We start from the raw sequence: 14,853 nt of genomic DNA on the forward strand, positions 1-14,853 counted from the left end.
GTTTATGCGTTTTTTTCATTTGTCAGATTTGCATATAGGCAGGCAGCTGCATCATTATAGTTTGTTGGAAGATCAGCGGCATATACTGAATGAAGTGATTGGTTATGTAGAGCAGATGCACCCCGATGCAGTTGTGATTGCGGGAGATATTTATGACAAACCGGTTCCCTCTGGAGAGGCTGTTACCCTGTTTGATGATTTTCTCACCAGGCTGGCAAAGATAGAACCTTCTGTTGCAGTGCTGATTATTAGCGGAAACCATGATTCTGCACAGAGACTGGATTATGCCAGCCGGATTCTGGGGAGACAGAATATTTACATTGCGGGGGAAGTGCCTGGGAAGAAAGAGGAATATCTGAAAAAAGTAACTCTGTTAGATGACCAGGGAGAAGTAGATTTTTATTTGCTTCCATTTTTAAAGCCAGGGTATGTGCGGAATTTATTTGAAGAAGGCAGGCCGGAAAGTTATAGTGAGGCGGTGGCGCAGATTTTAGCCAGGGAGAAAATAGACAGGAAGCGGCGAAATGTTTTGGTGTCCCATCAGTTCTATACTGGAAATGGATATGCTCCTGACACCTGTGACTCGGAGATGTTTTCTGTGGGAGGAATTGATAATGTGGATATTCAGCCCCTGCTGGATTTTGATTATGCGGCTCTGGGGCATCTGCACAGAGCGCAGCAGGTGGGAGAAACCTCTATTCGTTATTGCGGTACACTTTTAAAATATTCTGTGAGTGAGGCGGAACACAAGAAAAACCTTTATATGATAGACTTGAAGGGAAAAGGCGAAGGTTTCCATATGAAATTGCTGCCTCTGCATCCATTAAGAGATGTGCGCAGGGTAAGGGGGAATTTGGCTGAAATTCTTGAAAACGCCAGCCCGGATAACAGGGAGGATTATATCAGCATTACATTGACGGATGAGACAGACCCATACAAGCCGAAGGAACAGTTAGAAAAGGTATACTCTCATATTCTGGAAATTCGTATGGATAATATGAGGACAAGAAAACGGCTGGAGGAATTTGGCGGCGAGGTGGAGATTAAGGACCCTTTGAGTGTATTTGATGATTTTTATAAGGAGATTCAGGGCCGGGCAATGTCTGCGGAGGAACGGGATATTTTAGAACAGGTATTGGACAGGGCGAAAGGAGAACAGGTATGAGGCCGGTAAAGCTGACAATGTCTGCCTTTGGCTCCTATGCGGGAGTTGAGGAGATTGATTTTACAAAAGTACAACATGGTCTTTTTCTCATTACCGGGGATACAGGTGCGGGGAAAACGACCATTTTTGATGCCGTGACCTATGCCCTGTATGATAAGACAAGCGGGGGCAGGCGGGACGGAAATATGATGCGCAGCCAGTATGCTTCAGAGGATACAGATACTTATGTGGAGTATACCTTTTCTTATCGGGATAAGGAGTATACAGTCCGAAGAAACCCCGAATATATGCGGATAGGAAAGCGAAAGATGGCTGATGGCTCTCCCAGGTATGTAAAAGAGACGGCGAAGGTAAGCTTGTTTTTGCCGGACGGCAGGGAGTATCAGGGAAAGAAAAAAGATGTCGATCATAAAATAGAAGAGATTATAGGCTTGGATGTGAACCAGTTTACGCAGATTGCAATGATTGCACAGGGAGATTTCCTAAAGCTGCTTCATGCAGAATCAAAAGAGCGGAAGCTGATATTTTCCAGGATATTTCAGACAAGACTGTATTGGAAGGTTCAGGAGGAGCTTAAGGAACAATCCAGGCAGCTCTATATCCGTCTGGAGGATAATACGAAGGATTGTCTGCGCGAGATGGAGCGCGTGGAGCCTTTCCCGGACAGTGAAGAAAAAACGGTTTGGGATAGCCTGTTGGCTTTGAAAATGCCTCCGGCTCAGGATGTATTAAGTACGCTGGAAGAAATATGCGGACAGGGTAAGGAAATGGAGAGAGGTGCACAGCAGCAGGCAGAAGTGTATCAGAAGATGGTGGAAGAGTTGAATTCCATTATTAGAAGCCGGGAAGAAGTGAATCGCCTTTTTATGCTGAAGAAGCAGGCCGGGGACTTGCTGGCAGAATTAAAAGCACAGAAGCCAAAGATGGAAGAGCTTCGGCAGCAGCTTGAAGAAGGTGCAAGAGCAGAAAAGGTTTTTATAAAAGAAGAACAGTATAAGAGGACCAGAGCGGAGAGGCTGCGTCTGGAGCAATTAATATTGGAAACGAAAGGGTGGCTTGCCAAGCAGGAGAAAAAGGCAGTGACAGAAGAGGCGGAATTAAAACGGCAGAGGGAAGAGCTTTTGGAAAGAGAACCTGTACTGCAGCAGCAGATTATCCGCCTGCAAGATATTCTGCCCAAATATGGACGGATACGCCGGTTAGAAGGTTCATACAAGGAACAGGTAAAAAAGATGGAATTGGTTTTGGAGGAATGTAGTACAGCTTCTGCAGCCTACGAGGAAAAGTACCAGCGCTTTTTGGGGGAACAGGCGGGAATTTTGGCGAAGGAGCTGTATGACGGACAGCCGTGCCCTGTATGTGGTTCTACCAAACATCCCCGGAAAGCGGAAGTGCTTGCGGGTGCTCCAAGCCAGGAAGAGGTGCAGCAGGCAAAGGAGAAAAGAGAGCAGAAGGAGCAGGAGCGTTTTCATGTCCAGGAAAAGTTCCAGGAATGTAAAAGTGCCCTGGAATCTGAAAAGAGACTTTTGGTAGAAGCGGTTGGAGACATCCAGGAGGAGCAGGTAAAAGAAAAGCTGCAGCAGCTTGAATTCGAATTAAAACAAAAAAAGGAAAATTACCAGAAAAAGGAGAAAAATTTCCAGGAATTAGTGGAGACATTAAAACACAAGGGCGGACTTTTAGAAAGTCAGGAAAAACAGCTTCAGGAATTGAATATGAAACAGGAAGAAGAGGCAGAATATTTTCAGGAAGAATTAAAAGTACAGAAATTCATATCCTATGAAAGTTATGCTCAGGCAAAGTCCTGGATGAAGGGTCGTGAAGAACGTGAGAAGAGTCTCATCCAATATGATTCCAGGTGCCTTGAAATAAAAACCCGGTATGAAACGTTTTCTCAGCAATGCGAGGGAAAAGAGCCGTCAGAGTTATCAGGGGAAAAAGAAAAATTGGAAGCCCTGCTTCTTTCCCAGAAGGAACAAAGAGAAAAGTGGCTCTCTCTGCATAATCAGAATCAGAAAAACCACGAGGCCCAGACGAAATTGAAACAGTATTTTGGCGCAAAGAAAAGTCTGACAATGCAATATGAAATGATAAATAATCTAAGCCGCACAGCCAATGGAACTTTGAGCGGCAGTGTAAAACTGGATTTTGAGACTTACGTGCAGCGAAAATATTTCAAACAGATTATTCATGCAGCAAACAGGAGACTTAGTAAAATGACCTCTAATGAATTTATTTTGCAATGCCGTGAGATAAAGGATTTGAGCAGTCAGGGTCAGGCCGGGCTGGATCTGGATGTATATCACCTTGTGAACAATTCAGTGAGGGATGTAAAAACCTTATCTGGCGGGGAATCTTTTATGGCTTCTTTATCTATGGCACTGGGACTGGCAGATATTGTACAAAATACTGCTGGTGCAATCAGCCTGGAAACTATGTTTGTGGATGAAGGCTTTGGCTCACTTGATGATGCCGCAAGGGAAAGGGCAATCCAGATTTTACAGGAGCTTGCCGGGGAAAAGGGACTGGTGGGAATTATTTCCCATGTAAATGAACTAAAAGAACAGATAGAATGGAAACTTGCGATTAAGAAAACAGAGCAGGGAAGCCATGCACAGTGGGTACTAGAATAAATAGAAATGGAAGTGAGATGCATGAAGAAATACCTGAAAGTGACAGCGGCTGTTGTACTGGCAGTTTTGCTGAGCCTGCAGCAGGCATTGCCTGCAAAGGCGTGGGAGGAAACGATATCCTGTACAGTTCTGGGGGACAGCATTTCAAAAGGGTATTCTTCAGATAAGGAAAATAAAATAAAATGTTACGGTCAGATTCTGACAGAGCAGATATCAACAGAAAACGAGATTTCTTATGACTACCATAATTATGCTAAAAATGGTCTGGACACACGGAGTCTGAATGAGAAAACACTGGCAAAAGACAGTGTTTTAAGAAGTCTGAACAAAGCAGACCTTATATTAATCACTATGGGATCCAACGATTTACTCAATCAATTTAAGAAGGAGACCCAGGAAATTTTAAATTCTGATACGAAAATGAAAAGTGTTGGGCAGGCTATGGAACAGCTCCAGGCGGAGGTAAAGAAAAACCCCCTTCTTGTCCTGAAAGTTGTAGATGCTCTGAGCAACTGGGATTATGGTACATTTGAAACTCAATGGGCAGAGGCAATGGAAACCATTACACAGCAAAAGAAAGACGGAGCTCAAATCATAGTAACGAATATCTATAATCCGGTATATAACATGGAGCTTCCCGGAACGATGAACAAGGTGGTAGAAGGTATTATCCAAAATATGAACGGCATTATAGAGAAACGTGCTGAAGAATTCGACTATCAGGTAATAGACCTTTTTCACTCCGGTATAGTGGAATATGTTCAGGATGACGGCCTTCATCCCAGTCAGGAAGGCCAGCAGCTAATAGCGGAAATGATTTATCCTGAAATCAAAACTTACCAATCTGGGAAGGATACTGCTCAGTCTGTAGATGGAGCAGCCTCAAAAGGGGAGGATGAGGCTTCAGAAGAATCGCCAGAACCACCTTCAGAGCAGGAACAAAGCAGCCAAAACAACCAAAATGACATCAAGGATGTCAAGGATGAAGAAACCTTACAGTTCAATACGATTCTGGCTGCCGCAGCGTTCATAATATTCATATTGGCTGTGGCGGGTATCATAAAAAACCGAAAATGATTTTATCGTAAACTTACAGTTCAGCCACAAGCCCGCTTCCGTTTTGCATGGCTGAACTGTTACTAAAAAATTCCACATTTCTAACACAAATATTTCACAATATTCTGCTAACCTTACAGGGACGGCTCTTTTTGGCTGCCCGACTCAAATTTATATAATCAGGGAGGTAAGGACTTGATAGAAGTAAAGAATTTAGTGAAAAAATATGGTAACCATCTAGCCATAGATAACCTGAGTTTCAAGATTGAAAAAGGGAAAATCTATGGCTTTTTGGGGCCAAACGGCGCAGGGAAATCGACCACAATGAACATCATGACGGGATACCTGGGAGCTACAAGAGGAGAAGTGCTGATTAACGGGCATGATATACTGAAGGAACCCAGGGAGGCAAAAAAGCACATTGGATATCTTCCCGAACTACCGCCGCTTTACATGGAAATGACGGTTTTGGAGTATCTGGATTTTGCGGCAGAATTAAAAGAAATCCCTAAGGAGCAGAGAAAATCATCAGTAGAGGATGTTCTAGAGCTTGTAAAGCTAACGGATGTCCGTGGCAGACTAATCCGTAACCTGTCTAAGGGTTACCGTCAGAGGGCCGGTCTGGCACAGGCCATACTGGGATTTCCGGATATTATTATTTTGGATGAGCCCACAGTAGGGCTGGACCCGAAACAGATTATCGAAATCAGAGAATTGATTCGTAAACTGGCAAAAGACCACACTGTTATTTTGAGTTCTCATATTTTAGCAGAGGTAAAAGAAGTTTGCGATTACATTATGATTATTGCAAAAGGCAGGCTTGTTGCAAGCGATACACCGGACAATCTGGAACATTTAATGGACGATGCTAAATTCATAGAAATCCAGGCAAAGGCCGAACCATCCCGGATCAAAGAGATACTGGAGCCGATCCAAGAGATTTCATCTGTGAAGATGGAAGAGAGAGAAGATGGGACTACATTTGCCACACTGGAAATAAAGGAAAACGCAGATATCAGGGAAAAGGTATTTTTTGCATTTGCCGGCCAGAAGTGTCCCCTTCTTCTGCTGAATACAAACAGTGTAAGCCTGGAAGAAATTTTCCTCGAACTGACTCAGGGAGACGGAGAATCTAAATTGCTGCTTTCAAAAAGGGAGGGGGATGAGACAGATGCTGGCGATTTATAAGAGAGAACTCAAGTCTTACTTCCAGTCCATGATTGGTTGTGTATTTGTTGCATTTTTAGTGGCTTTTACGGGAATTTATTTTATGGCATATAACCTGAATGCCGGATATCCGTATTTTTCGTATACCCTGTCAGGTTCGCTGCTTGTATTTATAGTAGGAATACCGCTGCTTACCATGAGAAGTTTTTCAGAAGAAAGGAAAAATAAAACGGACCAGTTACTTTTAACTGCACCGGTAGGCCTTCCCAAAGTAGTGCTGGGGAAATATCTGGCTATGGTTTCCGTTCTGGCAGCTCCTAATATTATCTTTTGTCTGTTTCCGCTGATTATCAAGCTGCAGGGAATATCCTATTTGAAGGTAGACTACATATCCATTGGTGTGTTTTTCCTTTTAGGCTGTGTGTACATTGCCATTGGGATGTTTTTATCTTCCTTGACGGAAAGCCAGATTATTGCTTTTATCACTTCGTTTGGTGTTCTGCTGGTCCTTTATCTTTGGGATGGGATTTTGTCATTTCTGCCAAGTTCAGCTTCCAGCGGGGTTATAGGAATTATAATCCTTTTGACAATCGCAGTTGCTTATATACAGCAGATGACCGGCAACTGGTTAATAAGCGGCGGAATTGAGCTGATTGGTTTTGCTGCCTGTGTTATTACATATGTTATGAAGTCCGGCTTGTTTGAAAATATACTGACGAAGATTCTGGGAAAGCTTGCACTTGCAAATGTTTTTATGAATATTACGTCCAACAGTATTGTAGATATCAGCGGAATTATCCTGTATTTGTCTATTATCGCGGTATTCATTTTCCTTACGGTACAGACGATACAGAGAAGACGGTGGAGTTAGGGGGGCTGGAAGTTGCAGAAAATTAAAAATTTATTTAAAACAGCGGGGACCAGGAACGGGACCTTCAGTGTAGGATTAACCATCATGGTGGTCGCTATCGTAGCGGTGATAAACCTGATTTTTGGTCAGATACCTGAAAAGTACAGAAACATTGATGTCAGCAGCACAAGAATATATGAAATAACAGATACAAGCCGTGAGCTTTTGAAAAATCTGGACTCTAAGATTACGTTTACGGTACTTGCGGAAAAACAGAGTACGGATGACAGAATAAAAACATTTTTAAGTAAGTATGTGGCTTTATCTAAAAATATCTCAGTGGAGTGGATTGATCCGGTACTTCACCCATCCGCCCTGACGCAGTATAATGCAGAACAGAATATGATTGTCGTGTCCTGTGAGGATTCGGGAAAAAGCACCACAGTATCCTTTGATGATATCATTGTAATAGACACCTCCTCTTACTACTATACGGGAACTGCATCCGAGTCTGAGTTTGACGGTGAGGGACAGCTGACCAGCGCTGTAAACTATGTGACCAGTGATGTGAATCAGGCAATTTACCGGACAACCGGACATGGAGAGGCAACTTTATCCAGTTCCATTTCGGAGTTGATGGATAAGAATAATTACAGTACGAAAGAGTTAAATCTAGTGATGGACGCATCTATACCCGATGATTGCGATTTACTCCTGATGTATGCTCCCGCTACAGATTTATCGGAGGATGAAACAGAGGCTGTAAAGAACTACCTTTTGGAAGGCGGAAAGGTGCTGCTGATATTGGGAGAAACCAACACATCAGATTTACCGAATCTAGCTTCTGTTTTGAAGGAATATGGAATGGAAGAAGCGGATGGATATGTTGCAGATCCTGAGCGGTGCTATCAGGGAAACTATTATTATATATTCCCCAATCTTTCACTGTCCGGTGATATGGCAAAAGGAATTTCCTCCCAAATGGTGCTTCTTACCAATGCAAAAGGTCTGAACATGGTGGATGCGGCAAGGGATACTATTACTGCAACCTCCTTTATGACAACTTCTGAAAAAGCTTATGCTGTGACAGATGAGAATCAGACACAGGGTACGTATACTTTAGGGGCAATAGCAACAGAACAGACGGATAGTGCTGAGAGCCGGCTGACAGTCATCACGGCGGCCAGCCTGATTGATTCACAGATTACGGATACATTTCCTCAACTTGAGAATAATACGGTGTTTATGAACCTTGTGAGCAGTAACTTTGACGGCGTACAAAATATTTCTATTGAGCCAAAAAGCCTTGCTGCACAATATAACACAGTACAACATGCAGGTATGTTCAGCCTTCTGGTTGTATTTGGGGTTCCTCTTCTTATTCTAGGCGCTGGTTTTACAGTCTGGATGAGACGGAGAAAAGCTTAACCGGGGAGGGGAATATGGAGCAGAAAAGAAAAAAGTCACTGATAGCGCTGTTCTGCATTTTTCTGATTCTTCTGGCTGCTTATTTTGGACTTCAGTCATGGAACAAAAAGCAGGAGAAAAAGCAGGAAGAGAAAGCAAATGCAGAAACGGTTTATGTCACGGACATAGATGAAATCTTAAAGATTAAATACAATGTAGGCAATGGAGAATTTACCTTTGAGAAAGAAGATGATACGTGGTATAATGTACAGGATAAGGATTTTCCGCTGGCACAGAGTTATCCTCAGCAGATGGTAAAAGACTTCAGCAGATTAAAAGCGTTAAGAGAACTGGAAGGCGGGGACTCCCTGGAGGATTATGGCCTGAAGGAACCGGTATATACGGTAGCATTGACAGATAAGGACGGGAAAGAAACCACGCTGTATTATGGAAATGCGGCCGGAGATGGATATTACCTGACTGTCGGTGATACTGGAAAGGTCTATACAGTGGATGGTACTTCCATATCTGATTTGCAGTATGAGCTGAAAGATATGGCTCAGTTGGATACGTACCCAAGCATTGGGAGCGGCAATCTGAAAAAGGAAATTATTACTCAAAATGGAAGTACTATTACATATGACTCAGAAAATGATGAGGATGCCGAAAATATTGCAGCGGTTGCAGGAGGACTGGGGGCTGTTGTATTAAGTGATGCGGCTGATTATTCAGTTGAAGACAAAGATCTTCCGGGATTTGGACTTGATGAAACCAGCAGAATAACGGTGGAGGCAACTTATACAGAAGATGGAAAAGATGCAGTTCTGACTCTGTATATAGGCAATACAGACGGGAATGGAAACCGTTATGTGATGATGAATGATTCCAGAATTGTATACTTGATATCAGAGGAAATCTGTAATAACATTCTGAACAAAGGCTAGAAATGAGGACGATAAATCATGAGAGAAAAATTAATGCGGTTTATGCAGGGAAGATATGGAATAGATACATTTTCTAAGTTCCTGCTTATTGCAGGTTTGGTGGTGGTGTTTTTCTCCTCCATTTTTGGAGGAACGGTTTTAGGCACAATCTGTTATCTGGCAGGATGGCTTTTGATTATCTACTGCTATTTTAGAATGATTTCAAAAAACATTACAAAGAGGTATGCTGAAAATCAGACATTTCTGACGAGAACATATAAGATACGCAGCTTTTTTCAAAGTCAGAAGGGGATATGGGGACAGAGAAGAACTCATCATATTTATAAATGCCCGGTGTGCAGTCAGAAAATCCGCATTCCGAGAGGAAAAGGAAAAATAGAAATCCGATGCCCCAAGTGCAGCAACACATTTGTTAAGAAAAGCTAAGCTTACTGTTCAGACCGTGCTGTGCACTCCGCTGTACGGCATCGGAGCCATTAAAATATCGGCTTCAGGACATCCAGGTCTCCGCACTGCTTCGGTCCGTGCTAAACGTGCGTCACTGGCGCACAGCACCCCTCGCCGTAGGTGGCTTAAATGGACTGGATGTCGTTACTGCGCACCCGTAGGGTGTGAACTGTAACAAGCTAAGGACAGATAGAGTTGTGTCAAGCCCCGGGCTTGACAGTCCAGGGATTACATGATAGACTATAGTTAATTGAAGAGAAAAGAACCGTCTTGTAAAAGAAGGGCTTTTGGTATCATGCTGCGCGCATGTTATGGAAAGCCCTTCTTTTTTTATACAATAGGAAGCAGCGTTTCCTATTGTATAAAAACCCATCCGGGAGATGTGCACTGCGCGCATAAGGCAGATGGCCGCCAAAGCAGCCGCGCTTCAGCGTGAGGGTCCGGCGAAGGCAGACTCTTTGTTACTATTAAGTCAAAGGAGAAAAATATGAATCTTATTGGAAAAAAGGTTACTCATAAAAAATTTGGTTTAGGAACAATCAGAGAGGTGCAGACAAATAAAGTACGGGTGGACTTCAAATATGGAATAAAAACATTTGCATACCCTGAATCTTTTGAGAAGTTTTTTGAAGTTCCAGACCAAAATACAAAGGCATATATCCAGGTCAGGATAGAGGAATCTAACCGCTTAAAAGCTTTGGAACAGGAAGAAAAAAGTCGGGAAGAGCTGAGACGGGATTATGCAAGGAAGTTAAAGATAAAGGAGAATTCCCATGCAGTGTTCGGAATGCGCGTGAATAATTTAAATGATGTATTGGAAAACTGGTCTGTTTCCACCGGAACTTATTTATCTGGTGCTAATAAAGGAAAACCTAGAATTCCGAAAGTCCTGAATATGAATTCAGCCTGTCTTCTGACAGTAAAGGCGGAAGGCCAGAAAGAAGCTGACCGTACGATAGCAGGAATATTTATGGCCTCAGAGGATTTTATAGGGCTGGAATGTCAGAATGGTATTATTTGTGCCCATGAGAAGCATAGAATCATATGGGAGGCGGAGGACGAGGATATACGATTTTGGGATTATTTTTCAGGAGAAACTGGATTAAGCAATTGGGGAAATTGTGAAATAAAATATATTTCAAACAAAACAATTAAGAAGATATTGGAAGATATGATGAGACTTGCTTTCCATGCAGAAAAGAAAAAGGAAATATGTGAATTTTATAATTACTTTCTTGAAATGAACCATATGTAAAAGCCCTGACATAAAATCCCCTCTTTGCTAAGGAGGTGATGCGTGCAGGAGTCCAAGCCAAAACATGTTGCTCATAGAATAGAAAAGAAGATGGAGGAATAGCCAATGTATAGTTTAAAGGTAGAAAGAAGAAGTAAAAATGTAAAAGCAAAAAAATTAAAAAGAGAAGGAATTATACCATCCAGCATCTTTGGAGGAGATTTGAAAGAATCATTGCTGATTCAAATACCTGAAAGTGAAGCAAGAAAACTTTTGAAAGCAAAGGGCAGAGGCGGGAACTTAGAAATTGAGTGTGAAGGTAAAAAGTATAATGTAATCATAGAACATATAAGCCAGAATCAAATGACTCATCAAATTGATGACATAGAATTTCAGCAGTTAGGTGAAAATAAAGCTGTATCAAGCTTTGCCCAGGTTATTTTAAAAAATAAAAATAAAATACCAACCATGGTTCAGCAGTTTATTACGGAAATTCCCTACAAGGCCTTGCCTTCCAATCTAGTGGAAACAGTAGAGGTAGATATGGCAAAATTAAGAGCAGGTTCCAATCTGAAGGTGTCAGATCTTTCTATCTGGAACAAATCAGATGTTGAGGTTACTATAGATGGTGACCGCCCAGTATTAAATGTAACAGGAGACTCAAGAAAGCAACCCCAGCCCCAACATTAATAGCAAAAAAGGCAGACGAAATAATCTGCCTTTTTTATTTATTTAAATTAAATAAACAACCATTCAGGAAAAAACTTACGCAAAAAAGTTAAAAAGCTCAAACTTTGTTGATTTTATATAATATTGGCAAGTACATTTCGTGTATTTGCTCAATTGACTTAAATTATTAGAAAACATATAATACTCATATGGGCAGTAAGGGATATGAAGAATTCTTTCTGTCAGATAATTATATAAAGAGAAGAGGAAGAGTATGACACAAAATATTATTGGGCACAACATAAAGTCACTTAGGGGCGAACTGAACATGACACAAGAGCAGTTGGCGCAAAAAATGTATATGAAGCGGCAGACTCTTTCAAATTATGAAGTTGGGAAAAGGATACCGGACATTTATGAACTATTGGTTCTGGCAGATATCTTTGACGTATCCCTTGATGAAATTGCCGGGAGAAAACCAAGATGCCGGGAAAAACAGATTAATACTGGGACGTCTGTACGAGGTTTTGGAGAAAAGTAAGCAGGGAGTCTGATATTTTCCATTTTAAAAGGAGGCATTAGTATGAGTAGAATAGAAATAGAATTTTTCCATGATGTAATATGCAGTTTTTGTTTTCCAATGTCATACAGAATGAGACAACTTCAAAATCTGATGCCTGATGTGCACATAAAACACCGCTCTTTTGCCTTGGCCAAATCTGAGCAGGACTTTGTTGACATGTTTGGGTCCAGAGAAGCAGCTAAAACAGAAATCCTAACTCACTGGGACCATGCAAATCAAAACGATGATTTACACCGTTTTCAAATTGAAGGAATGAGAAAATCAACATTTCCTTTTCCATCTTCCATGAATGTTCTTGTTGCCTGCAAAGCAGCTTACCTTATAGCAGGAGAAGAGGCTTACTGGAATGCTTTTGATGTACTTCAAAAAGCTCTTTTCGTGGAAAGTCAGAATATTGAAGAGGAAAGTGTAATCTTTCAATGTATCAGGGAAATAAACATAGATTTTGAAAAATGGAAAGAATATTACCGCGATTCTAAAAGTCTGGAGGCCGTGGAAGAAGACCTCTTACTGGCAGAAGGCTATGGAATTGAAAGCGTACCATGTCTGATTATTAATAAAACACATAAATTAAGCGGTACCCTCCCTTTGAATGAAATTATTAATGCTGTAAATAAGGCAGCAAGTGTATCAGAGGAGAAAGAAATTCTTGAAGGGGGGGCTTGTAAATTGGAAGACGGCAAGTTCCATTGTGACTGATATTCCTCCAGGGCAACTCATTTTTATGCACAAATTTGTATTTGATAAATCGCACCTCGTAACTGAGGTGCTTTTTTTATATAATAGGAAACTGTGTTTCCTATTATATAAAAACCCGACAGGGGATCGCACTGTGGCGGCAAAGAAGATGTTGCTATCGCAACCCGCCACAGGCGGAGAATCTTGCAAGCAAGATTCTTTCTTGTATAATAAGAAACAAACAACTTGTCGAAGCGTATGATAATAGTGGGATGATTTATCCGGACGGTGCTGTACCAGAAGGTGACTGATTATAGGAAGAGGGGATCAAGGCTATGAAAGGAAAGGATTATTGGGTTAATTGGAGCAAAAGGGCAGGAATACGTGCAGTTAAGACGATTGCACAGGCGGCAATTGCCGGAATTGGAACTGCTACGGTTATGGGGCAGGTAGATTGGAAGTATGTACTATCTGCATCCATACTGGCGGGAGTAATGTCTTTGCTTACATCTCTTGCCGGACTGCCGGAAATTGAAATTGTAGATTATTCAAAGGGCGGGTAATCACCCTTTTCGTTGCAGTACTGCAACAGATAGGAGGTTTATATGAAAATTGGACTCAGGGGAGGACACTCCCCAAGATGTAAAGGAGCAATGGGAATTTTAGACGAGCAGATAGAAGTAAGAAAAATATACAATGAAATGGTTCCTCTGCTGCAGGCAGCAGGGCATACTATAATCGACTGTAACTCAGATGCGGATACAATCAGTGGGGAATTGTCGGAAGGAACCAACAAAGCAAACTCTAACAATTGTGATATCTATGTCACAATTCACATGAATGCGTCCGGTGGAATTGGGAATGGTACAGAAGTGTGGATGTATAATAATGCCAACAGCACCATGAACGGTATCGCAGGCCGTATCTGCCAGAACTTTGCAGCAAAGGGCTTTCAGAACAGAGGAGTAAAATACAACACAGCATACCACGATTTGAACGCTTCCATTATGCCGGCAATGATTGTAGAAACATTGTTCTGCGATAATCAGTATGATGTTGACATGTATCGGAAGGCAGGTGTGAAGGGAACCGCTGAACTGATTGTAAGCGGGATCACCGGGAAGAGTACACCAAGTATAAAGCCTGCAGAACAGGTTCCTGATAATTCTGTAAATGACTTTGGATTATGGTATCGTGCACATGTACAGAGTTTAGGGTGGCTTGCCCCAGTACACGATGGGCAGGTGGCAGGAACTATCGGCCATGGTCTCAGGCTGGAAGCACTGATGATAGATACAAGGAAGTATCCAGAATTAAAAATAAGAGCCAGGGCTCATATTCAGGGAATAGGTACAGTGGATTATGGTTATATCACCCATGACACTGTTATTGGAACTACAGGACAGAGTAAAAGATTAGAAGCAATCATGCTGGAGGCAGAAGGCTTGCCCGAGGGGAAGAAAGTGTATACCCAGATGCATTTCCACAAAGATGGCTGGGGTAAAGTTGTTCCCAGTGGTGATGCAGGCAGCTTCGGACTCGGAAAAGAAACACAGGCTATCAAAATATGGGTTGCGTAGAAAAGGAAAACGGAGGCTTTGAAATAACAATCAAAGCCTCCGTTAGGCTTGCTGTATTTTACTTTAGGCGTAACTATACTATTTCTAAAACAGTCCATTATATTTTATCGGGTTTGTCAAGTAAAATGTGTAAATTTTGATTTTTTATAATACCGGTGTTCATGCACCGGTATTTTCATGAGTTCAGCCTTGCTTTCTCCCCGTCAACGGGGGCGGCCCATTTTAGGGTACCACAATCAGACCATCCGTATATGATGGTGGTTGTTAGATTCTTAGACTCTTTCATATTTTCGAATTCTTGGCTGGATTTTCGGATCTACATCCAACTGGTTTCTCACCAGTGCCCAGCTATGTACATGACCTCCTTCCCATTTCTTATATAGCTCTGTTATTCGCAGATACAGCAGTTTTAGCAATGCGTTCTCGTTCGGAAATGCTCC

At 41.9% G+C, this 14,853-nt stretch carries 14 protein-coding genes and 1 pseudogene; 14 read left to right on the forward strand and 1 reads right to left on the reverse strand.

Annotated features, from left to right (window positions below; genetic code table 11):
• The first annotated feature begins 4 nt into the window (after positions 1–4).
• The 14 genes from A8805_RS19290 (at position 5) to A8805_RS19360 (ending at position 14,413) form a co-directional block, all read left to right on the forward strand.
• Complete coding sequence (locus A8805_RS19290) at positions 5–1,165, forward strand: exonuclease SbcCD subunit D (protein WP_109714213.1); 1,161 nt, start codon at positions 5–7, stop codon at positions 1,163–1,165.
• Entirely contained in the window at positions 1,162–3,798 is a 2,637-nt protein-coding gene (locus A8805_RS19295; RefSeq protein WP_109714215.1) for an AAA family ATPase, read from the forward strand. The genes A8805_RS19290 and A8805_RS19295 overlap by 4 nt, the downstream gene beginning before the upstream one ends.
• A 21-nt stretch (positions 3,799–3,819) precedes the next feature.
• Complete coding sequence (locus tag A8805_RS19300) at positions 3,820–4,875, forward strand: SGNH/GDSL hydrolase family protein (protein WP_242992492.1); 1,056 nt, start codon at positions 3,820–3,822, stop codon at positions 4,873–4,875.
• A 174-nt stretch (positions 4,876–5,049) separates the two neighbouring features.
• Positions 5,050–6,042, forward strand: a complete 993-nt coding sequence (locus A8805_RS19305; RefSeq protein ID WP_109714217.1) for an ABC transporter ATP-binding protein — start codon at positions 5,050–5,052, stop codon at positions 6,040–6,042.
• A complete protein-coding gene (locus A8805_RS19310; protein WP_109714219.1) occupies positions 6,026–6,892 on the forward strand; it encodes an ABC-2 transporter permease in 867 nt (288 codons plus the stop codon). The genes A8805_RS19305 and A8805_RS19310 overlap by 17 nt, the downstream gene beginning before the upstream one ends.
• A gap of 12 nt (positions 6,893–6,904) precedes the next feature.
• Positions 6,905–8,299 (forward strand): GldG family protein, encoded by a 1,395-nt coding sequence (locus A8805_RS19315; RefSeq protein ID WP_109714221.1) that lies wholly within the window; start codon positions 6,905–6,907, stop codon positions 8,297–8,299.
• Between the two features lie 14 nt (positions 8,300–8,313).
• Complete coding sequence (locus A8805_RS19320) at positions 8,314–9,222, forward strand: DUF4340 domain-containing protein (protein WP_109714223.1); 909 nt, start codon at positions 8,314–8,316, stop codon at positions 9,220–9,222.
• Between the two features lie 18 nt (positions 9,223–9,240).
• On the forward strand, positions 9,241–9,648 hold the full coding sequence (locus tag A8805_RS19325) for a hypothetical protein (RefSeq protein ID WP_109714225.1): 408 nt from the start codon (positions 9,241–9,243) through the stop codon (positions 9,646–9,648).
• A gap of 508 nt (positions 9,649–10,156) precedes the next feature.
• On the forward strand, positions 10,157–10,924 hold the full coding sequence (locus A8805_RS19330; RefSeq protein WP_109714227.1) for a hypothetical protein: 768 nt from the start codon (positions 10,157–10,159) through the stop codon (positions 10,922–10,924).
• A gap of 105 nt (positions 10,925–11,029) precedes the next feature.
• Complete coding sequence (locus A8805_RS19335) at positions 11,030–11,593, forward strand: 50S ribosomal protein L25/general stress protein Ctc (RefSeq protein WP_109714229.1); 564 nt, start codon at positions 11,030–11,032, stop codon at positions 11,591–11,593.
• A gap of 253 nt (positions 11,594–11,846) precedes the next feature.
• Entirely contained in the window at positions 11,847–12,113 is a 267-nt protein-coding gene (locus A8805_RS19340) for a helix-turn-helix transcriptional regulator (RefSeq protein WP_109714231.1), read from the forward strand.
• Positions 12,114–12,155: 42 nt separating this feature from the next.
• Positions 12,156–12,854, forward strand: coding sequence for a DsbA family oxidoreductase (locus A8805_RS19345; protein ID WP_109714233.1), 699 nt, complete (start codon positions 12,156–12,158; stop codon positions 12,852–12,854).
• 314 nt (positions 12,855–13,168) lie between these two features.
• Positions 13,169–13,396, forward strand: coding sequence for a holin (locus A8805_RS19355; protein WP_109714235.1), 228 nt, complete (start codon positions 13,169–13,171; stop codon positions 13,394–13,396).
• Positions 13,397–13,438: 42 nt separating this feature from the next.
• The gene (locus A8805_RS19360; protein ID WP_109714237.1) at positions 13,439–14,413 is read left to right on the forward strand and encodes an N-acetylmuramoyl-L-alanine amidase; all 975 of its coding nucleotides are present in this window, start codon (positions 13,439–13,441) and stop codon (positions 14,411–14,413) included.
• A gap of 272 nt (positions 14,414–14,685) precedes the next feature.
• Here A8805_RS19360 and A8805_RS23180 read toward each other — a convergent pair.
• Positions 14,686–14,853: pseudogene (locus A8805_RS23180) on the reverse strand (IS256 family transposase); the annotation flags it as partial.

It is taken from the genome of Faecalicatena contorta (assembly GCF_003149105.1).
Classification (GTDB): Bacteria; Bacillota; Clostridia; order Lachnospirales; family Lachnospiraceae; genus Muricomes; species Muricomes contortus_C.

What these genes read in the sequence shown, in the direction of transcription:
- A8805_RS19290 (WP_109714213.1), top strand. Translation starts at nt 5, where the DNA reads ATGCGTTTTTTTCATTTGTCAGATTTGCATATAGGCAGGCAGCTGCAT.
- A8805_RS19295 (WP_109714215.1), top strand. Translation starts at nt 1,162, where the DNA reads ATGAGGCCGGTAAAGCTGACAATGTCTGCCTTTGGCTCCTATGCGGGA.
- A8805_RS19300 (WP_242992492.1), top strand. Translation starts at nt 3,820, where the DNA reads ATGAAGAAATACCTGAAAGTGACAGCGGCTGTTGTACTGGCAGTTTTG.
- A8805_RS19310 (WP_109714219.1), top strand. Translation starts at nt 6,026, where the DNA reads ATGCTGGCGATTTATAAGAGAGAACTCAAGTCTTACTTCCAGTCCATG.
- A8805_RS19320 (WP_109714223.1), top strand. Translation starts at nt 8,314, where the DNA reads ATGGAGCAGAAAAGAAAAAAGTCACTGATAGCGCTGTTCTGCATTTTT.
- A8805_RS19325 (WP_109714225.1), top strand. Translation starts at nt 9,241, where the DNA reads ATGAGAGAAAAATTAATGCGGTTTATGCAGGGAAGATATGGAATAGAT.
- A8805_RS19330 (WP_109714227.1), top strand. Translation starts at nt 10,157, where the DNA reads ATGAATCTTATTGGAAAAAAGGTTACTCATAAAAAATTTGGTTTAGGA.
- A8805_RS19335 (WP_109714229.1), top strand. Translation starts at nt 11,030, where the DNA reads ATGTATAGTTTAAAGGTAGAAAGAAGAAGTAAAAATGTAAAAGCAAAA.
- A8805_RS19340 (WP_109714231.1), top strand. Translation starts at nt 11,847, where the DNA reads ATGACACAAAATATTATTGGGCACAACATAAAGTCACTTAGGGGCGAA.
- A8805_RS19345 (WP_109714233.1), top strand. Translation starts at nt 12,156, where the DNA reads ATGAGTAGAATAGAAATAGAATTTTTCCATGATGTAATATGCAGTTTT.
- A8805_RS19355 (WP_109714235.1), top strand. Translation starts at nt 13,169, where the DNA reads ATGAAAGGAAAGGATTATTGGGTTAATTGGAGCAAAAGGGCAGGAATA.
- A8805_RS19360 (WP_109714237.1), top strand. Translation starts at nt 13,439, where the DNA reads ATGAAAATTGGACTCAGGGGAGGACACTCCCCAAGATGTAAAGGAGCA.